General features: G+C 35.4%; 14 protein-coding genes. 3 read left to right on the plus strand and 11 right to left on the minus strand.

The window, feature by feature from the left end; translation table 11 throughout:
- Nucleotides 1–15 precede the first annotated feature (15 nt).
- From FJOH_RS21750 to rhaT, 7 genes are all read right to left on the minus strand, one after another.
- A complete protein-coding gene (locus tag FJOH_RS21750) occupies nucleotides 16–603 on the minus strand; it encodes a LutC/YkgG family protein (RefSeq protein ID WP_012026184.1) in 588 nt (195 codons plus the stop codon).
- On the minus strand, nucleotides 593–1,996 hold the full coding sequence (locus FJOH_RS21755) for a lactate utilization protein B (protein WP_012026185.1): 1,404 nt from the start codon (nucleotides 1,994–1,996) through the stop codon (nucleotides 593–595). The genes FJOH_RS21750 and FJOH_RS21755 overlap by 11 nt, the downstream gene beginning before the upstream one ends.
- 165 nt (nucleotides 1,997–2,161) lie before the next feature.
- Nucleotides 2,162–2,902, minus strand: coding sequence for a (Fe-S)-binding protein (locus FJOH_RS21760; RefSeq protein WP_012026186.1), 741 nt, complete (start codon nucleotides 2,900–2,902; stop codon nucleotides 2,162–2,164).
- A gap of 98 nt (nucleotides 2,903–3,000) precedes the next feature.
- Nucleotides 3,001–4,362, minus strand: coding sequence for an FGGY-family carbohydrate kinase (locus tag FJOH_RS21765; RefSeq protein WP_012026187.1), 1,362 nt, complete (start codon nucleotides 4,360–4,362; stop codon nucleotides 3,001–3,003).
- An 86-nt stretch (nucleotides 4,363–4,448) separates the two neighbouring features.
- Nucleotides 4,449–5,723: a TIM barrel protein gene (locus FJOH_RS21770; protein ID WP_012026188.1), complete on the minus strand. Its 1,275-nt coding sequence runs from the start codon at nucleotides 5,721–5,723 to the stop codon at nucleotides 4,449–4,451.
- A 314-nt stretch (nucleotides 5,724–6,037) separates the two neighbouring features.
- Nucleotides 6,038–8,179 carry a bifunctional rhamnulose-1-phosphate aldolase/short-chain dehydrogenase gene (locus FJOH_RS21775; RefSeq protein ID WP_012026189.1) on the minus strand — a complete coding sequence of 714 codons (2,142 nt, stop codon included), beginning with the start codon at nucleotides 8,177–8,179 and terminating at the stop codon, nucleotides 6,038–6,040.
- A 27-nt stretch (nucleotides 8,180–8,206) separates the two neighbouring features.
- On the minus strand, nucleotides 8,207–9,256 hold the full coding sequence (rhaT, locus tag FJOH_RS21780; RefSeq protein ID WP_012026190.1) for an L-rhamnose/proton symporter RhaT: 1,050 nt from the start codon (nucleotides 9,254–9,256) through the stop codon (nucleotides 8,207–8,209).
- 393 nt (nucleotides 9,257–9,649) lie between these two features.
- Between rhaT and FJOH_RS21785 the strand changes: the two genes are divergently transcribed.
- The gene (locus tag FJOH_RS21785; protein ID WP_012026191.1) at nucleotides 9,650–10,690 is read left to right on the plus strand and encodes a GntR family transcriptional regulator; all 1,041 of its coding nucleotides are present in this window, start codon (nucleotides 9,650–9,652) and stop codon (nucleotides 10,688–10,690) included.
- 272 nt (nucleotides 10,691–10,962) lie between these two features.
- Nucleotides 10,963–12,366, plus strand: a complete 1,404-nt coding sequence (locus FJOH_RS21790; protein ID WP_012026192.1) for a DUF1254 domain-containing protein — start codon at nucleotides 10,963–10,965, stop codon at nucleotides 12,364–12,366.
- 62 nt (nucleotides 12,367–12,428) lie between these two features.
- Here FJOH_RS21790 and FJOH_RS21795 read toward each other — a convergent pair whose 3' ends face one another.
- Nucleotides 12,429–13,616: a serine hydrolase domain-containing protein gene (locus tag FJOH_RS21795; protein WP_012026193.1), complete on the minus strand. Its 1,188-nt coding sequence runs from the start codon at nucleotides 13,614–13,616 to the stop codon at nucleotides 12,429–12,431.
- 235 nt (nucleotides 13,617–13,851) lie between these two features.
- On the opposite strand from FJOH_RS21795, the gene FJOH_RS21800 reads away from it, so the two are divergent.
- The gene (locus FJOH_RS21800) at nucleotides 13,852–14,607 is read left to right on the plus strand and encodes a response regulator transcription factor (RefSeq protein WP_012026194.1); all 756 of its coding nucleotides are present in this window, start codon (nucleotides 13,852–13,854) and stop codon (nucleotides 14,605–14,607) included.
- 117 nt (nucleotides 14,608–14,724) lie between these two features.
- Here FJOH_RS21800 and FJOH_RS21805 read toward each other — a convergent pair whose 3' ends face one another.
- The 3 genes from FJOH_RS21805 to FJOH_RS21815 all read right to left on the minus strand — a co-directional run bounded on the left by FJOH_RS21805 (nucleotide 14,725) and on the right by FJOH_RS21815 (nucleotide 21,497).
- On the minus strand, nucleotides 14,725–17,112 hold the full coding sequence (locus FJOH_RS21805; RefSeq protein ID WP_012026195.1) for a TonB-dependent receptor: 2,388 nt from the start codon (nucleotides 17,110–17,112) through the stop codon (nucleotides 14,725–14,727).
- A gap of 253 nt (nucleotides 17,113–17,365) precedes the next feature.
- Entirely contained in the window at nucleotides 17,366–19,216 is a 1,851-nt protein-coding gene (locus FJOH_RS21810) for a rhamnogalacturonan lyase (RefSeq protein WP_012026196.1), read from the minus strand.
- Between the two features lie 154 nt (nucleotides 19,217–19,370).
- Nucleotides 19,371–21,497: a hypothetical protein gene (locus FJOH_RS21815; RefSeq protein WP_012026197.1), complete on the minus strand. Its 2,127-nt coding sequence runs from the start codon at nucleotides 21,495–21,497 to the stop codon at nucleotides 19,371–19,373.
- Nucleotides 21,498–21,563: the final 66 nt, after the last annotated feature.

Below are 21,563 nucleotides of genomic sequence, written 5' to 3' on the forward strand. Positions count from 1 at the left end.
AAAATTTATTTTTCTCTAATCTAATAAAAAAACAATTAGTCCTCTAGCTCCATGCGCACCTAAAACTAACGATTGTTCGATATCTGCCGTTTTTGATGGTCCTGCAATAAAAGTCCCGAAACCATATTCCTGATTCCCTATTCTTTCATAAGCTTGCTGCATGGTTCTAACAATATCATTTTTGTGAACAATTATTGCTAAATACTGTGCAATAAAAGGCGAAACACGCTGTCCTAAAATATCATCTGTTACCCAGAGTCCGCTGTTTTCTGCAACTCCAAAATGTGCTTTTATAACTGTAAGCTCAACATCCTGAAGCGAATGCGGATCGACATTGTTCCAGTCTAAAGAAGCAATTTCTGAAAGTTCCGGGAGTGTTGTAATTAATCTTTTTTGAAGATTATAATTTGCTTTTATATAATCGATGATTTCCTGATAGTTTGATACTTCAACCGGATCTCCGCCAATTCCTTTTAAAACCGTTTTATAAGTTTCGAGTGTATCAAAATTCTCGGAACCTAAAAGATTTAAATCCGGCAGTTCCGTAACCAAATCAGGCTGATTCGCTTTTATTCTGTTTAAAATTTCGGCTTTACTGCTCATTGTCTTTTGTTTTAGATTCTCTCGAATTTTTCTTGTACCATTCTCTAAAAGATTCCTGCGGTACGTCTGGCATTTCGCGCTGGTCGTACCATTTGTTCATTTTATTATTTACCATTGCCGGAACATTTTTCATTACAAATCTTCCTGATTTTCCTGCAATATTAAAAATCGTTGGATTGGCCAAAACTGTTGCCATCGTTTTCATGGCTATGGTTTTTGCTTTTGGCGTATAGCCGTCTTTTACCAAAACCTGACGCCATTTGTACAATTGATCGTGAATATCAATTTTTACCGGACAAACATTGGTACAGGAACCGCAAAGCGTACTGGCAAAAGGCAGATCGGCATTTTTGCTCATATCTAAGTTGGGTGCCAGAATAGAACCAATTGGTCCCGCAACCGCATTATGATAACTATGCCCGCCGCTTCGTCTGTAAACAGGGCATGTATTCATGCAGGCGCCACAGCGAATACATTTTAGTGAATTTCTAAAATCTTCGCGTCCTAACTGTTTGCTTCTGCCGTTGTCGACAATTACAATATGAAGTTCTTTTCCGTCTCTTGGTTTCTTAAAATGACTAGAAAAAGTAGTTATAGGCTGTCCTGTAGCACTTCTTGCTAATAATCTAAGGAAAACGCCTAGATGTTTTCGCTGCGGAATGAGTTTTTCAAATCCCATACAGGCGATATGAACATCGGCTAAATGTGCGCCCATATCGGCATTTCCTTCGTTGGTGCAGACCACAAATTCTCCGGTTTCTGCCACTGCAAAATTTACTCCGGTTAAAGCTGCTTTTCTGGTCAGGAAAGTATTTCTTAAACTATGACGGGCAGATTCTGTTAAGTACTGCGGGTTAAAATTGCCTTTTTCGGTTCCAAGATGTTCGTGAAAAGTTTCACTTACATCTTCTTTTTTAAGGTGAATGGCAGGCAGTACAATATGACTTGGCGGTTCTTTACGAAGCTGTACAATGTATTCGCCTAAATCTGAGTCGATAACTTCTATGCCTTTTTCGGCTAAATAATCGTTTAAATGGCATTCTTCTGTAAGCATCGATTTTGATTTCACCATTTGCTTTACATCATGTTTTGCCATGATCGAATGCACTATTTCGTTGTGTTCTTTTGCATCGGCCGCCCAATGTACGATGATTCCGTTTCTTTGGGCATTAGCCTCAAATTCTACTAAATAATCGTGAATATTTGAAAGTACATTGGCTTTTATTCTTGAAGCCGTTTCACGAAGAAGCTCCCAGTCATCAATATTATGAGCTGCTTTATCGCGTTTCGCACGAACAAACCAAAGTGTTTCGTCATGCCAGTTGACACGTTCCACATCTTTGTTGAATTTTGTTGCGGCTTCGCTGTGCGGTGTTATTTTTTCTGATGACATTTTTAATTATTTAAAAGTCAATTTTGAAATGTTTATAATGGTTTATTTAACCGCAAAGTGCGCAAAGAAAAAAACGCAAGGTACGCAAGAATCAAAATTAACTTTGCGAACCTTGCGTAAAACTTTGTGAACTTTGCGGTTAAATTTTATACTTAACATCTATTTTTAGTTTTCGAGTGAATTTAATATTTCAGCAATATGGATGGTTTTAATTCTGCTTTTTTGCCTTTTTAAAATTCCATCTAAATGCATTAAGCAGGACATGTCGCCTCCTGTAATATAATCTACATCGTGACTTTCGTGATCTTTAATTCGGTCTTGTCCCATTTTTACAGAAACGGCTTCTTCGGTAACACAAAATGTTCCTCCAAAACCGCAGCATTCGTCTTTTCTCATTAAAGCAACCAAATCAAGATCTTTAATACTATGGAGCAATTGCTCTGGTTTTGAGAAAAACGGTGCGTTTAGTTCTGACATCTGCGAAAGTTTTAAACCGCGTTGTCCGTGACAGCTTACGTGCATTCCTACTTTATAAGGAAATCTTCCGTCAATGTGATCAATTTTTAAAACATCAGTTATAAATTCTGTCAGTTCATAAACTGTGTTTCGAATTGCTGTTGCTTTTTCTTCCTGTTTTTCGTCATGTAAATGGTCTTTTACATGCAGAACACAGCTTCCGGAAGGACATACGATGTAATCGAATCCGGTAAAATTAGCTATAAAATTGGTATCACAGCCTTTTGTTAAGTGCGCATAACCACTGTTTGCCATTGGCTGGCCGCAACAGGTCTGTCCCATCGGAAAATAAACTTCACAGCCTAATTTCTGCAAAAGCTCGTATGTCGCAATACCCACTTTTGGGTAAAACTGATCGACATAACACGGTATAAATAGCCCGATTTTCATTTTTTATTTTTTTTATTTTTTGTCCGCAGGTTTGACAGATTAAACCGACACTTGCAGATTTTCTAAAATTAAATCTGCTGTAATCTGCGGCATACATTTTAATGTTTGTAAAATTTCAAATCAATTAAGTCATTCTGGATTGGTTTAGGATTCCAGTTTTGGTGAATGGCCAATGCAGCTCCCAAAGCACTTGCCTGTGCCATTGATGCGGCGTAAACTTCTACATCCGGGAATGCTTCTGCCAGTAAATTCATGAAAATAGAATTTTTGCTGAAACCTCCGTCTACAAAAATTTTCTTTACCGGACTGTTATGAATGACTAAATTAGTTGAAAATACTTGTTGTTCTACCAAATCCAGCATTAATTGATGGTAGGCAGTTTCGTAGCTTTTAAATGTCGAAAGGTCTCTTTTTTGAAAAGGGCATTCTTTCAGTATATCAAAATTATACTTTTTAGGGTAAATAATCTGGAAATTTAAAGCTCTTAAATTTGATACGATGTTTTTATCAAAGTAAACTTCTTTGTATGTATCAACTGGAACGTTAAAATGTTCTGCTAAACGTTTGGTTTGTACTTCGTGTTCGTTTCCTGCAAAAAGTCTTGCTGCTTTTACAGGCTTTTCTGTGTATTGCAAATAGCATAAACAATCATTTTGCAGTTCTTCAAAAGTCAGTGCTTTGTTATTAAACGGATTTAAGGAAATACTCCAGGTTCCTGTAGATAATAATACAAACGGTTCTGTAAAGTTTATGGTATACGGAATAATGGCCGATGAACTATCGTGAAGCCCTGCTCCTACTGCCAGACCTTCTTTTGTTTTTATAACATCTTTTCCATAATAAAACGGCGGAATTTTATTTGAAATACCTTCGCTTTTGAGCCATTTATGGTATTTCATTTTTTTGAAATTCCAAAGATTGGTATGACAGCCTACGCTTGTAATATCGGTATAAGCTTCATTGGTTAAAAGAAAACTCAAAAATTGAGGCAGGTGTAAACAATATTCTACCTTTTCAAATAATTCTGGTTTTTCTTCTTTTAAACGGTAAATCTGCATTCCTGAATTTAAACTTCCCAAAACCGGAGAAGCTGTTTTTACAGCAAATGCTTCTTTTCCTTTGTATTTATTGTAAAAGTCATTTTTTAAATCCTCCGGATAATCTTTTAAATAATTATACAGAGGAGTTAAAACTTTTCCTTCTTTATCAATGTAGACAAAACTTGCACCATAAGTGCTGAAATTGATGGCTTTTAAAACATAATTGGTTAAAGCTTTTATTTCTTCTAAACGCTCAAAAATCCAGTTTTTAAGCAATTCTATATCTTCGCAGGGAAAACCGTCTTCGTCGACTGTTTCGTCGAAATTAACTGATTTTTCCCAGACAATTCTATAGTTTTCGTCAAATAAAAATACTTTTTTGTTTGTTTTACCAATATCAAAAATTGCAACTACATTCATTTTTTTAATTGTAAATTGTAAGTTGTGAATTGTGATTTTTGTTCAGTCTTTTTATTAACTCATAATTCACAACTCACATTCATAACTTATAGTCCTGTTGCCAATGTTTTTAATCCTCTTTCTCCAATTAGATTTTTTCTTACAGAAAGGTTTCTGTACAATTCTACCGGATTTAAAGCTGCACCAGAACGTAAACGTGCCTCAGCAACTAATGCGCGAACGTCTGTACGGAAAGCATTTTGAAGAATTTCCTGTGCTTTTACCACATCATTTTCTTCTTGTGCTTTTTCTAATGCTTTTCTGTCTACAGAAAGTGCTTGTGCATAAGCAATCATAATAGCTTCTACAGACTGCAGCAAATCTTCTAACGGATCTTTGATGTTGTGTGATGCGTCGATCATCCAGCCTAAATCTTTGGCGTGGTTCATTCCTCTTGCGTCCATTCCTTCAACCAATTCATTGAAAATCAAAAATAACTGATAAGGTTTTAAAGCTCCGGCAGTTAAATCGTCATCGCCGTATTTTGAATCGTTAAAGTGGAATCCGCCCAGTTTGTTTTCCATTAATAATAAGGAAACAATCTGCTCGATATTGGCATTTGGCAGGTGGTGTCCTAAATCGACTAATGTCTGCGCTTTATCGCCTAACTTTTTAACATACGAGTAAGACTGCCCCCAATCTGCTACGGTCGTTGAATAAAAGTTAGGCTCAGCACATTTGTATTCTAAAAATAATTTCCAGTTTGAAGGCAGGGCATCGTAGATTTCTTCTAAACTTTCTAATGTATTTTGATATGCTTTTCTAAAGTTTAATTGCCCCGGAAAGTTAGAACCATCGGCAAGCCAGATTGTTAATGACTCAGATCCTAATTCGATTCCGTGTTTAATAACTTCTATATTGTGTGCAATCGCCTGTTTGCGGACTGCTTTGTTTACGTTTTGTAATGAACCGTACTTATAAGTATGTTCTGAGTCTGCCTGATCCTGAAATGTATTCGAGTTCATGGCGTCAAATTTTAAATTGTGCTGTGCTGCAAGTGCTTTAATAGCTTTGTAATCTTGCGGAATATCCCACGGAATATGAAGCGAAATTGCTCCCGAAGCGCTGTTTAATTTGTGAAGTAATCCAACATCTTCGATTTTTTCTTCGATTGAACGAGGTTCTCCTCCGCCTGCAAAACGTCCAAATCTTGTTCCTCCTGTTCCTAAAGCCCAAGATGGAATAGCAATTTGAAAGTCGATTAATTTTTGGATAATCGCCTCTGTATTATCAATTTCTGATGCTGTAAAAACCAATTTATTTTGGTGTTTTTTTAATAATCCCTCGTTATGAGATTCAATATGGTTTGATCCGATTATCATAATACTTTATATTTTAATAGCGTTTACAAGATATGCAATTTAACTTTATTCGTGTGTTTTTAACACATAAAAAAATCGATTGCGTAATTTAGGCATTTTTACTCCTTTATTTCAAGTAAAAATATATGTGGCGCAAATAATTCTGAACTGGTTAAATTATATTCCTAAACTCTTTGTTTAACTTTATTTTTGGATATTCTGGTCTGTGTGCAAAATGTTATGTCTAAAAAAAATCTAACGCTCGAAATATCGAACGTTAGACCACAAAAAACCACTTTTGCTTAAACAAACTTATAAAAAAACTTAAATAATTTTTATCTATAAAAGCCCATTGCAACACCGCCGTCTACGTTTAGCGCATTTCCTGTAGATTTACCAAGTAAACCTCCAACAAAAGCAAAACAAGCATTTGCAATATCATCCGGCAATATGATTTCGTTTAATAACGTACGTTTTGCATAATAAGCCGGAAGTTCTTCTACTGTAACTCCGTATGCTTTTGCACGGCCTTCTGCCCATCCTCCAGACCAAATATTTGAGTCTGAAATTACAGCATCAGGATTTACTGTATTTACACGAATTTTATCAGCTCCAAGTTCTGCAGCCATTAAACGTGTTAAGTGCGCCTGTGCAGCTTTTGCTGAACCATAACCAGGGTTATTTGGACCAGCCACAACAGCATTTTTAGAAACGATATTTACGATATCACCTCCAAAACCTTGTTTACGCATTACTTCGATTCCGGCTTTAGAAACAATAAATTGTCCTTTAACCAAGATATCGTATAATCTGTCCCATTCTTCCAGAGTATGTTCTGCAATAGATTTCGAAATACTGATTCCGGCATTGTTTACTACAATGTCAACACCTCCAAAAGCTAAAGAAGCTTCGTCCAATGCTTTTTCTGTACTTGCTTCGTCAGTAACATTTAATAAAGTGCTTGAAACTGCATCTTTACCAAATGCTTTAACAAACTCAGCAGATGCACCTTCTAAACGCTCTTCGTTGATATCATTGATTACAACACAAGCACCTTCCTGAGCGAATTTTTTAGCGATAGCTTTCCCAATTCCACCCGCAGAACCTGTAATAAGAGCTACTCTTCCAGACAATGCTTTTGGTTTTGGCATGCGTTGTAATTTTGCTTCTTCTAATAACCAATATTCAATATCAAAAGCTTCCTGATGAGGCAGTGAAGTATATTCTGAAACGGCTTCAGCGCCTTTCATAACGTTTACTGCATTTACATAATATTCTGATGCCAGACGTGCCATTGTTTTATCTTTTGCAAAAGTGAACATTCCCACTCCAGGATATAAAATCACAACCGGATTTGGGTCACGCATTGCAGGAGAATTTGATTTCTTGCAGGCATTATAATAGTCTTTGTACATTGCGCGGTAAGCTTCAAAAGCCGGAGCCAGTTTTGCTTTAACCGCATCAACATCTGATAAATCTTCGTTTGGATCTAATTCTAAAACCAGCGGGCTGATTTTAGTTCTTAAAAAGTGATCCGGACAAGATGTTCCTAATGGAGCTAATTTTGAAAGATCATTAGAATTGATAAATTCCAATACTCTTGCATCATCTGTATAATGTCCAATCATTTGACGTTCTGATGAACAGAAACCTCTTAAAATTGGAGCCACTTTTGCAGCTTTTAATTTTCTATCTGCTTCTGGAAGACTTTCAATTTTTTGTCCTCCAAAAACCGGACGTTTTTTTCCGTAGTTGCTTTCTAAATATTCAGCACATTTTTCGATTACTTCTAATGTGTTGATGTAGCTTTCGTATGCTGTATCTCCCCAGGTAAATAAACCGTGAGAACCTAACATGATTCCTCTTAGTTTTTTGCCTTTCTTTTCAGCTTCTTCTAAACAGCTTCTTAACTGAAGTCCTAAGTCAAAGCCCGGACGCTGCCAGCCTACCCAGCCAATTTCTCCGTCAAATAATTCTTCAGTAATTTTTGCTCCGTCTTTTGCAGCAGCAATTGCAATTGCCGCATCAGGATGCAAGTGATCGATATGTTTGAATGGAAGAAAACCGTGTAAAGGTGTATCGATAGAAGGTGCTTTTGAAGCTAAATCGAAAATACAGTGGTTGAACAATTCTACCATTTCATCTTCAAACTCAATTCCTCTGTAAACATTTTCAAGATTACGAAGTCTGTCTAAGTACAAAGCCGCACAGCCAGATTTTGTTAAAGTTCCAATATCTCCTCCAGAACCTTTAATCCACATAACTTCTGAGCTTGCTCCTGTTAAAGGATCTTTATCAGTAATTTTTACAGAAGTATTTCCTCCTCCATAGTTTGTCAGTCTTAAATCGGCTCCTAATAAATTAGAACGATAAATGAAAAGCGCTACTTCATCTCCCGATAGTTCTGCGGCTTTAGCATCATCCCAAAGGTAGCTTACGTGCTTAAAATTTGTATTAATTGTTTTTGTATTCGACATATACTTTATAATTATTTCTTGTATTATTTATAATGAGTTACCAATTCCTACCAAAATGATCGCAAGCATAATAAGCCCGATTCCCCAGAAAAAAGTTCTTAATGTTTTTTTCGAAACTCCTTTCCATTCTTTTAAATAAAAACCCCAAAAGTTTGCAGTTAAAATGATGGTTGCCATGTGCAGAATCCATGAACTGGCACCATTCCCTAGTTTGCTCTCTCCCATTCCGTAAAAGAAAAACTGTAAAAACCACATCGTTCCGGCAAGTGCAGAAAACAAAACGTTTTTAGTAATTGGAGTAGATTTATCGGTATAGTTTTTAATTGTTTTATTTTTAAAGTTTAAATAAAGACACCAGATAAAATTGGTTGTTAATCCTCCCCAAAGCAGTACAACATAGGTTACGTTGTTTTGGAATAACGGATTTGCACCATTTACTATAGCATGTTCTGCCATTGGTTTTCCGGCTTCGATTCCGTAATTAAAAAATGAACTTAAAATTCCTGAAATTACAGCTACAATTAAACCTTTTACCAAATTGAAGTCTTTGTCCTTATCTTCATGACCTGTTGCAAAATCCTTTTCTTTCAGCATTCCAGCTTTTCCAGAAATAGCAATACCTATAAGATATACTACAACTCCAAATAAAACCAGCTGTCCGCCAGAAGTAGAAAGCATGTGTGTAAATGAAATTTTTCCTTCTGTTGGAACAATATCATAATAAATTGAAGGAACTAAAGCTCCAAATGCAGAACAAAATCCTAATGTAATTGAATTTCCTAAAGACATTCCTAAGTAGCGAACGCCAAGACCATAAGTAAGTCCGCCAATTCCCCAAATTAATCCCATTAAAAAAGTAAAGGATTTAATTGCAGGTGAAGCGGCAATGATAATTTCTGTAAAATTTGGAATCGTTAAATAAGCCGCAATCGGCGGTACAATTAACCAAGAAAAGAAACCGCCCACAAGCCAGTAACTTTCCCAAGCCCAATCTTTAACTTTTTTAAAAGGCATATAAAAACTACCTGAAGAAAATCCTCCGATAGAATGAAAAATGATTCCTAATAATGATTCCATTTAATAATTTGTTTTTGGTTAATTGTGATAGTTAGTTTGGTTTTGTAAAATAATATAATGTAAAAATTAAAACTGTCCTGTACTATCCTTTATGATTTGTGTATTTTATGTTAAAAATGCGCACTAATTGCAAAGAACGATTGGTTTATATTGGAAAAATAAATTAAAAAACCCTATTTTAGCAATCGATTTCGTAATTATATTTCCGATAATTTAATATTAAATTAACCTAAGTGCCTGAAAATAAAGTAAGCCTTTATTTAATTTATCTTTTTTGTAAGGAAAGTAGCAAAATCAACACATAAAGCGTTTTTTCAAGTTTGCTTTTTTAAAAAATACAATTAAAAAAATTGGCTGCATGTTTCTCATGAATCCAATTTGCAACATACAAGCATGATTAAATTAATTAAAATAGACGAAGATTCGAGGGTTCCAAAATACAAACAGATTGTAGACTCGATTTTGCAGAATATTGCTAACGGAAATTTAAAAATAAATCAAAAAATTCCCTCTATAAACAGTTTCAGCGAGGAGTTTTATATGTCTCGTGATACGGTTGAAAAAGCTTATAATATTTTAAAAGAACGAAAAATCATTTCTTCAATTAGAGGAAAAGGATATTATATTACGAGAACAAAACTGGAGTCTAAAGTCAATATTTTGTTTTTGACCAATAAATTGAGCTCGTATAAAATGAAAACCTACAGTGCTTTTATTAACACTTTAGGAGCTAATGCGCATGTCGATCTTCAAATTTATCATTGTGATGAAACGCTCTTTTTAAATATTCTCGACAAGTTTGAAGGCGCTTATGATTATTATGTTATAACAACCCATTTTAAAACCGATGAACTGAAACATTTAAGTTTTACAGATGAAGTTGTAGACGCCATTAAAAGAATTCCGCAGGAAAAGCTGGTAATTCTGGATAATATAAAACTGGGAACGGGAGATGATGTTATTAAAATCTATCAGGATTTTGAAAACGACATTTACAATGCATTAAAAGAAGGTTTAGAAAAAATAGCCAAATACAAACGTCTTATTTTAGTTTATCCGGATAAAGCAGTTTATCCATATCCGAGAAGAATCCTCCACGGATTCAGGAAATTCTGTGTTGAACACGAAATCAATTTTGAGATTTTAAGTGAAGTTTACGACGATATGATTCTAAAAAAAGGAGATCTGTTTATTACCATTGAAGAATCTGATCTGGTGAATTTAATGAAGCAGATTCGCGATGAAGAGTTTGTTTTAGGAAAAGATATCGGCGTTATCTCTTATAACGATACACCTTTAAAAGAATTGCTGGGCATAACGGTTATGTCTACTGATTTTAATATAATGGGAGAAACTGCAGCAAGGCTTATTTTGAATAAAGAAAAAGGACATTTTAAAGTACCGTTTAATTTTATTGACAGAAATTCTATTTGAGGTACTGAAATGCTAAGATACTAAGGTACTAAGGTTCTAAGATACTAAGGCACTGCGTTTTTTTATCGATTATATTAAAGTCAAATAAAAGGCTTTAGTCAAACTTTACCGTTTTGGCTAAAGCCTTTTTTTATGTTGTTTATGAAATGGTTTCATATTATAATTTGCAACCATATTTGCTCTTTGTAAAGCATAAGTTTTTTCTTAAAAAGTTAATTTTAAGCCCTTTAAAAATACCAGACGATTCTTTTGTACAATTAATCCATTGAATTATGAAAAAAATCATTTTCCTGGCAGTAATCGTATTTTTAATCACTACGGCCTGCAAAAAAGAAACTCCTTTAGATAAAACAAATACGGCAGATAACTCTGTTTCACCCGATTCTGTAACAGCCATTGCAAAAGAAGCATGGATTTACGGTTATCCTGTTTTTTACAATTATAAAATGATTTATGCTACTGCCCTCAATAAACAATCCGGAGAATTTGTTGGTTTTAATAAATTCAAAAACATTGCTATGAGTGCTACACCATCTGACACATTGGTTGTTACGATAAATAATGATACCCCTTATTCGATGGCGTCATTAAATGTTTCTGATGAGCCAGTTGTAATTGAGCTTCCAAAAGTTGAGGAAAACAGATATTATGTTATGCAGTTTGTAGATCTTTATACCTTTAATTTTGAATATCTTGGGTCGCGCGTGTCAGGAAATAATCCAGGAAAATATCTTATCGCTGGTCCTGACTGGAAAGGTGAAACTCCAAAAGGCATTAATAAAGTATTAAAATCTGAAACCAACTTAATTTTTCTTGTCGGCCGTACACAGCTTCATTCTCCAGAGGATGTGTCAAATCTAAAAAAAATACAAGAACAGTATAAATTAATGCCGCTTCATGAATATACAAAACAGCCGGTCCCACAAGTTAAAAAGTATGATTTACCGCTTCCTGTCTGGAAAGAAGATGATTACAGTACGCCTGAGTTTATCAATGTTTTAAACGCATTATTACAATATGCAAACGTAGACAGCAGTGAAACGAAACTTCGGGAACGTTTTGCTAAAATTGGGATTATTCCGGGCAAACGTTTTGACAGTTCAAAATATTCTCCTGAGACTATAATAGCTATCGAAAAAGGAATTATCGAAGCCAAAAAAGAACTAGAATCCGGAGTTACTAATCTTAGAGATTTCGGAAATCTGTTTGGTACAAGAAAAGCTCTTGAAAACAATTATATGAACCGTGCCATTGCCGCTGCAGCCGGAATTTACGGAAACACGAAAGAAGAAGCTGTTTATACCGGAAGCGCTGTTGATAAAGATAACCAGCCTTTAGCCGGAAATAAAAATTATATTTTAAAATTCAGTAAAAACCAGCTTCCTGAGGCGAAATATTTTTGGAGCATAACCATGTATAATCTTCCTAAACGCTTATTGGTTCGAAATCCAATTTCGAGATATTCGATAGGCAACAAATCAAAAGGCTTAAAATATGAGTCAAATGGAGATTTAATTATTTACCTGCAGGCTTCTTCACCGGGAAAAGATAAAGAGAGTAACTGGCTTCCGACTCCTAAAAATGAAAACTTTAATTTTGTTATTCGAATTTACGGTCCAAATGAAAAAGTAATAAATGGTTCATGGAAAATGCCATTGCCAGAAATTGTCAAATAATATATGTCCATAAAAAAGCCTGAAATATTAAAATTTCAGGCTTTTTACTTTTTTAAAAGCTCTTATTTAATCACTTTATCATAAGGAATATACTGATCCCATTCCCATGGTGTGTATTTGTCCTGAATTCCTGTTTCTAACAGGTATTTAATTATTTTTCCTGTGCTGTAGCTGTTTGACATTATAAGCATTCCAATTCCTTTATCTGGAAATACGATACTGTAATTCTGAAACCCAGAACCCTGCCCTTCTTTAAATGCTCCTGGTCCGTAAGGTGATTTTACGAGTCCCCAGCCTAAACCGTATGAAAGTTCGAGATTGTCATACCAATTACCGTCTTCTAACGCGCCGGGTCCAAATTGGTTTTTAGAATGAATACGAATCTGCGGACTAAACAATTCTTTGTATGATTTTGAACTTAGTATTTTTTTATTCAGGATAGCAGTTAAAAATTTACTGTAATCTTCAATAGTAGTTTCCAGTGTTCCTGCTCCTCTTGGCGCATTGTCTTTGTCTTTTTCCTGTTTTTTTCCTTCTTCATCATATCCGTACGCATAATCTTTCTCAAATTTTTCCTGCCATTTGTAGCTGGAAGCTGTCATTCCCAAAGGTTTAAACACTCTTTCCTGAGCAAGTTCTTCTAAAGGTTTTCTGGTTATTTTTTCTAAAACTACCTGAAGATATGTCAATCCTTCTCCAGAATAACTGTAACGGCTTCCCGGTTCAAACTTAATGCGTAATTTTTCGTCAGATTCAAACCAGCGCCAGTTAGGAAGTCCGGTTGTGTGGTCCAGACACATTCTGGCTGTAATTTTAGTGTATTCGGGATAATCTTTTAATTCTTTAAAATCTTCGTGCCATACTTTAGGTTCATACTCGTAAATTGATTTTGGAAGATAGCTTTGCAAAGGTTTGTCTAAACTAATTACACCTTCGTCAACCAGTTTCATAACTACAACAGCAAATACTGCTTTGCTAAAAGAAGCTCCGTATAAATTGGTATGCAGATCTAATTTTTTATTATTTTCGACATCGCTAAAGCCGAAGGCATTCATATAAACCGGTTTTTTAGAATTAAAAACCGTAATGGCAAGTCCTTTTACATCGGCTTTATTCATAAGATATTTTATGGCCGATGTTAAGCTGTCCTGGGAAATAGTGCTTCCGTCAAGCCTTTTAATCAAAGCTGCATTTTGTGAGTGAACACCAAAAATGCCTGCAAAAAAAATAAGTAAGAAAAAGTGTTTCATATTCAGTTTTATTATATTGCTGTTTACTATTTACTGTGCGTAACCTTATAATTTCTTTATAAAACTTTTCAAACAGCAATTTACATAAAACAGCTTGATAATAAGTCAAATAAAAAAACTAAGAATCTTAAAATCAATTTAAATCCCATTTTAATTATTATATTTCAATCCAAAAAATCATACAAATATATTTTCCATACAACCTTAAGACAATACTTATAAATAACCATTTTTGATGAAAAACATAAAAAATGATCTGAATAAAAAGTTACTGCATCAGAATAATTCTGCCGATTTAAAAACTATCACGCAATTAAAAATCTGCCAGAAAACTGCACAAAATTTTGCCGAATTAGAAAACGGAATTGCTGTTCTGAGCGATCTGTATCATAATAAAAGTTATGTGTATTCTGGAAAAATTGCAGATGAACTAAACATTTTCAAAAAAAATCAAATGCAGGAATTAGAAAGCATTTGGGAAGAAGAACTTTTTGATAAATTGAATAATGAAGATGTTCTGCAAAAATATCTTTTAGAGCTTCAGTTTTTTCAGTTCATTAAAACAGTTCCAATTCATGAAAGAAGGGATTTTTGCGTGATAAGCAGATTAAGATTCAAAGACAATACGACCAATAAATCTTTACTGCACAAGATGTTTTATTTCTCGAATGAACATGAAGATATCGAACTGGCTTTATGTCTTTACAATTTCGATTTTTCGCAGGCTTTTCATTACGAAGGGAAAATTATAAATACAGCAAACGGAAACGTTATGCAGCAAAATGAAGCCGGAAATTTTTCTTTTCTTTCTTCAAGAGAAAAGGAGATTCTAAAAATGCTTCAAAAAGGCAAACAGAGTAAAGAAATTGCTTCTCTTCTATTCATAAGTAAAAATACCGTCAGCCGGCACAGGCAGAATATTCTCGAAAAAATGAAAGTAAACAATACGGCAGAAGCTTGTACACTTGCTGTAAAGCTGAAATGGATATAGTTTTTTTAAGGTGCTGAGATGCTAAGCTGCTAAGGTTTTAAGTACTGACCTTTTATAATAAAAAAACCCGAACATTGATTTGTTCGGGCTTTTTTTATTTCTTAATCTTAAATCCTATTAGAATTTATACGTTACGCTTCCCATAAAAGTACGAGGTGCCTGAACGTTGATTGTTGTATAACCATTAAAGTACAATTCGTCTGTAAGGTTGTTTACTTTTAATGAAACTCTGTATTTAGGCTGATCGTAGTACAAAGCAGCATTGATTACAGCGTAAGATGGAAGTTCGAAAGTTTCAGTTCCGTTGTTGTAGATATACGTAGCGTCTCCGTAGTTACCTCCAAATCCTAAACCTAAACCTTTGAATGTAGCATTTTGTAAATTATAGCTGATCCAGTAGTTGATTAAGTTTTCTGGTCCTGCAGTTACAGGTCTTAATCCGTTTAATTTAGAATCGTTGTTTGAGTAACCTACAAGAAGGTTTAATCCTGGAATTGGGTTTGCTGTAACTTCTAATTCAAAACCTTTACTGTATTGAGTTCCGTTTTGTACACTTGCGTTTGGTAAACTTGGATCTGCAGTTACAATATCTTTTACTTTAATATCGTAGTAGCTAAGCGTAGCGCTTACTTTGTTTTGGAAAGCATTTACTTTAATACCTCCTTCAAACTGGTTTGCTCTTTCCGGATCAAATTTTTGCATTTGAAGAGCACCTCCAACATTTGCATTGATGTATCCAATATTTGTAAAACTATTTTGGTAGTTACCAAAAACAGAAACCTGATCTTTTATTACTTGATACACTACACCAAATTTTGGAGAAAATGCATTTTGTGAAAAATCACCTGCTTTTTGACCTGTAGTATCATCTGTAGTTCCTTGGTTATCATAATGATCAAAACGTACCGCTGCAGAAACAATTAAACTTTCTGTAATGTTAATAGCATCTGCAACATAAGCACTATAGGTTGAAAGCGCGCTGTTTGTTTTATAATCAAATCCATTTACCAATTCAGCATTTACAGTTGTTGGATTAAAGTTATTATAAGCTGCCGTAGTTCCTGTATATCCTATCTTATCAAATTCACCATTTGGTAAAAGTCTGTATCCTAATCTGTTTGTAGAGTGGAATAAATCACCACCAATTAAGAAACGGTTTCTCATTTTTCCGAAAAGTAAGAAATCACCATTAAAGTTTTGCTGGAATTCAATTGCATTGTCTTTTCCGTTAGCATTCCATGCATTTCTAGATATTTCTTCATTTGGGTAAAGATAGAACCAAGTCTGCAGCCCAGAAGCTCTGTTAGAAGTACTGCTGAATACAGACTGAGAAGTCCATTCATCAGAAATTTTATAATTTGCCTGAGCAAAAACGTTGAATGTTTTTGTATTGGTTATGAATTCGTCTCCCCAAAATGATCTTTTAAAGTTCATATTAAGATCCTTTGCATTGTTAAACCCTAAGGCAGCAACAGATACATCAAAAGGAAGATAAATTAATGGCATTCCAGAGTTATTTTGGTCACCAATTTCTGCATCAAGAGATAAAGTCAATTTATCGTTTACTTTATAAGAGAATGATGGCGCCACAAAGAAACTTCTTGAAGATCCATAATCCTGAAAAGTATTCGTATTGTTATAAGAAGTGTTTAATCTAAATAATGCTGTATTGTCATCGTTTAATGGTGTATTGATGTCAGCAGAAACACGGTTAAATCCGTAGCTTCCTGCCTGATAAGCAATCTCTCCTCCAAAAGTTTCATACGGTTTTTTAGTTACACGGTTAATTAAACCTCCGTAAGAAGAAAGTACGTTTCCAAATAATGTAGCAGAAGGTCCTTTGATAACCTCAATTCTTTCAAGGTTTGCAGCATCAGAATTACTGTTTACTTTTCCTGCAATACCATTTCTTACTAAACTTTGAGTTGTAAATCCACGTAATGAATACCAAGAACCTCCATCACCTGCACGGTTAGTAGCTCCCCATAATTGGTATAAACCCGGAACGTTTTTCAACGCTTCGTCTTGGTTCGTTACCAATTGGTCTTTCATTAACTCTTTAGTAACTACGTTGTAAACTTGTGAGTTTTCAAGGTTTTTAACCTGCATTCTTGATACGTACTCACTTTCTGATTTTGTGTATTTGTTTGCATTTCCTTTTACAAATACTTCAGTAAGGTTTTCTGATGTAGTAATTAATGTAAAATTTTCTACAATTTCATTAGCTGAACTAACGGTAATGCTTTTTTCTTTTGATGAAAATCCTACTGCCGAAACTCTTATAGTATAAGTTCCAGGCTTAACATTTTTTATTTCGTAATTTCCCTGCGCATCAGTTGTAGTTCCAACACGTGTTCCTTTTAGAGTTACTGAAACATTATCTGCAGCTTCATTAGTCGATAATGAAATCATACCTTTAATGGTAGCCGTTTGTGCGAACGAAGTTACACTTGTAAGCAGCATTAAGCAAAAGCTTAACAACGGAAGTAATATTTTTACTTTCATTTTATTTAGATTTATTTTGAATAAGGCAAATTTATAGGTTGTGTTAAACTATACCAAATTATTTTTATTTATTCCAGATAATAATGCATTTCATTAAGTTTACATCAGATTTAACAGTTTTTTAATTCCAAAAAAATAAAATTCACATTTTTTTTACAGATTTTACTATGTGAGCATAATAAAAAGAGATGCCAAAAACAGCTTTCTGGCATCTCTAAAGAAGTATTTTTTCCTAAAAAGGTACTATTTACAGTTATTTTTTTGACGGCACTAAAACTATATTAGGCTTTGGAGCCGGATCCATAGCTGCTCCCATATAAAAACTGGTGTGTGGCGGCTGGTTATAACCAACATTCTGCCAGGCAACACTTAATCGATATTGAGGATCGTGCATTAAAGTATACTGTTTTACATTTGTTGGAATTATCGTAGAATAAATCCTAAGTTCTTTATTATCTTCCGATCTTAAAATTAATTCTTCCCGCCAATCTCCCAGAATATCTGCCGAAAGTGCCGGAGTCGATTTAGTTCCGTTATTAGAAACTGCTCCTTCTGCTGTAAACAATCTTCCTGAATTGTATTTGTCAATATAGTTAGAATTTAAAAGTTCTCTAGAAGTATCGCCGTCCCAATAAATTAAAAAATTAGTCGAACTTGGTGCTTTACCAATGTTATTTCCTTTCATATCATGCAGATAAGGCGAGCCAGACCACCAGCACTGCGCACCTTTTCGGGTCGCATCAATATTATCTGCAACGCCCCGGCCTACATCTTCATTAAGAGAACCTGTAAACAATACTTTTCCGTCTTTGGCCGAAAATAGAGTGACACCAGGTCCCGTTGTACCATTTTCGATTTCATGAATGCCAAAAACTTCCAGACCCGGAATATCCAGATCAAGATCAGAAACATGAATCGCGTCTCCGTGCCTGAAACCCGTTGTGTACAAACCTTGTCCGTTGTCGTCAACACACATCGATCCATAGATTATTTCATCTTTTCCATCATTGTCAACATCGGTAACCGTCAAATTATGATTTCCCATTCCCGAATAGGGATTTTCAGCATCTTTACTGTCGAAAACCCATTTTGAAGTCAGTTTTTTATTTTTAAAATCCCAGGCTGCCAAAACTGTTCTGCCATAATAACCACGGCACATTACAACACTTGGATGAACGCCGTCGAGATACGCAATACAGGCAAGAAAACGATCCATTCGGTTTCCTTTTGTATCGTTTCCTCCGCTTCCTCCTCTTCCGCCCCAGCCTGCTAAATCGCCTCGCTGCGGAATATAATCTACAGTAATAATCAATTTTCCTGTTCTTCCGTCAAAAACCGAAAGATATTCCGGGCCTTTTAAAATCTTGCCATACGTTTTAGAATCAGGATCACGGTCAACCCAGTCTTTTGAAGCGTCTCCAACCACATTTCCTTCACTGTCCGTTGTTCCGTCGGCAGTTTTACAGACCAGTTCAGCAAAACCGTCACCGTCTAAATCATACACCATAAACTGCGTATAATGTGCGCCTTCGCGAATGTTTTTCCCAAGATTAATCTGCCATAAAAACGTTCCGTCTAAAGTATACGCCTGAAATATAGGCGGATCTGTAATTCCGGTTTGAGAATTATCATGTCCTTTTCCGGTCATGTGAACTATTAATTCATATTTTCCGTCTCCGTTTAAATCGCCAACAGAAACATCATTTGCCATATAGCCTTCAATTTCTTTTAATTTAATAGATAAATATTGTTTATCTGAGGCATTCGCCGGAATTGTAAAACTTCCTGAAGCTGCAGCTTCTTTTCCTTTTAAAACCGTTTTTACAAACCAGGTATTTTCTTCTTTGGCATTGGCTTTGGCATCAATAAAATTAGTCGCTCCGGTAATAGGGTTTTCATTTAATAAAACTGCTTTTTGAGTACCGCTTTTTCGATACAGATTAAAAGCAAGATCATCAGGATCGGTTCCTAAAACCCGCCAGCTGATAAAAAACTGTCCTTTGTCTTTTATGGCGATGATACCGCGGTCTAAGTTTTCCATTTGTCTTTGGCTCAAAGCTTTCAAACTCACAAAAAGCAATAAAAAGAGAATATATTTTTTCATAGAATTGATATCGAATTGTGGTTAGTTGTTTCACACAGATTTTTATTAATCTCGCAAAGTCGCGAAGACGCAAAGATTTTTTTTAAATAAAAGCTTTACGACCCCAAAAAAACTTAGTCCCTCAGCACCTTAGAAACTTAAAACCTTAAAAAAACTAAAACATCTTCTTAAACCCTTCGCTTTTAACTTTCCATGTTCCATCTTTTGGAAAGCCCGGATTTTCACCTTCAGATCCGTCCCAGCCGGCGCACATCATGGCAACTGCCGTCAGAATTCCGCCGTTACCCGGAAGATAAAGCGTTAATCGTTCTGCCTGATAATTATGTCCGTTTTTTAAATACGTATTTGTCGTTACCTTCATAAAAAGAGCATCAACTGCTTTGTCTGGCATATTCAATCGTGCTGCCGACATCGCTGTCATTGGGAAATCCCAGCCCCAGGTTTTATCCCACGACCACGTTTTCCAAACCAGATCAAAAGTATTTTTCATGATTTTTTTATCCAAAAGAGACGTTTCAGGAAGCATTCCAAACGTTCCTAAAACCGATGGATGATCTGTTTTAAATTCAGGATTCGTATAGGAATCTGTCGCGCTTTCTGTTGCCAGATACACATTATCTGCAACCGGAAGTTTTGACAATTTAGCCAAAACCGTTTCCCATTTTTCGGGTACTTTTTGGTTTAGTTTTTTCTTCCATTCGATTGCTGTTTTCAAAGCCCAGTTCCAATATGCCAATTCATACGTTGGATTAAAAGTTTCCATTGCTTTAAAACGCTCCTGAGCCGGAATTACGCCCGGGCCTAAAACATAACGATCTGTTTTAGAATCATAATAGGCAAACGAAGCCATAAAATCGGCTGTTGCAAAAACACGTTCGCTGTATAAATTTAAGGTTGAATTTGTTGGTTTTGCTCTGTACATTAATTCCGCATACGTGATAAAATGCGGCTGCTGCCAAATTAAAAATGAACCTACAGACGATGGACTTTCGTTTCCGTCTGCATCAACCATTTTCTGCCATCTTGCACCTTCAAAACCTTGTCTTTTGGCAATATTTTTAGCTTTATCAAAAACCTTTTGATACCACGGAAGGCTTTTTTCTAATAATTCAGGACGGTTCCAAAGCGCAAAATGAACGCCGTGCCACCAGTGCATTTCTAAATGCGGTTTTCCGTACCAGCTGTTGTACGTCAAACCCGTTTCCTGAGGCGGTACTTTTCCCGTACACTGTAATTTCGTAAGATATTGTGATAAAATAATTCTGCGTTCCAGTTCATTTGCGCGAGGATCTGTACTTCCCGAAAAATCAACTGCTGCACCGCTGTTCCAGAATTTTTTCCAGCCTTTTATACTGCTGTTTTGAATGTCTGCAAAAGAAGAATTTTTAACCGATTTTTTTTCTGCCAAAGCAAAAAGAGCACTCAATTCTAATGTATTGGTGTTCGAAGCTTCAACAACAAAATAATGATCTGATGTTTGCTTAATCTGTGCGTTTCCTTTCCAGTTAAAATGAACGTTGTATGAAATACTATCCATAACGTGAGTTACAACCGCTTCTGTTTTTGATTTTTCAGTCAGAGTGCTTTTATAATCCTGTTTGCCTTCCCATTTTGTTCCCATATCGGCCCAGTCTCCGGTTGGAAACGGAATTCGAAGACTTATTTTTAAACGTTTCTGCTGTAATAAATCCGATTTTACTTTTACGCCTATCTCGTCTTTTTCCTGATGTGAAGCAGTTAAAACGGTTACCGGAGTTCCTTCAATTTCAAAATAACTTTCGATTTCTCCTGTCCAGACATTTAGCTTTTGCGAAATCGCTTTTATATCCGAAGGTTTTGCCGGACTTCCGTCTTTCTTTGTAATCTCAAAACCTAAATTTCCAAGCTGCAATAAATGCGGATTCTGTCTGAACCAGTTTACTGCTTCTACTTTTCGTTTGGGTTCTTTTATCTGAACCGTGTATGAAATCTCTCTGCCATATTGTTTGTAATCTCTTAAGGTTTCAGAAAACTTATAATTATTCGTGTTTTTATAACTGTCCCAGCCCCATTCCGACTGTGTTCCAAGTGGAATCCCGTTTTGATATTCTTTCGGAAAAGTCTGCAGTCCGGTTGCATCAACCGTAAAAGCAAAAGCGCCATTCCCTACCGTTAAAGAAGCCAGAGTATCAATAGCCGAAAGTTGAACATTGTGCCTTGTTACCAAAGTCTTTCGGTCGATTTTCTGTGCAAAAAGCGAAACCGAAAATAAGAATACGGTTATGAGTGGATAGTTTTTCATGTGGTTATTTTGTTTTGATAGTTTTTAAAGTTTCAGGTTTCTTGAAATGTTTTTTTAACCGCAAAG

It is taken from the genome of Flavobacterium johnsoniae UW101 (genome assembly GCF_000016645.1).
Lineage (GTDB): Bacteria > Bacteroidota > Bacteroidia > Flavobacteriales > Flavobacteriaceae > Flavobacterium > Flavobacterium johnsoniae.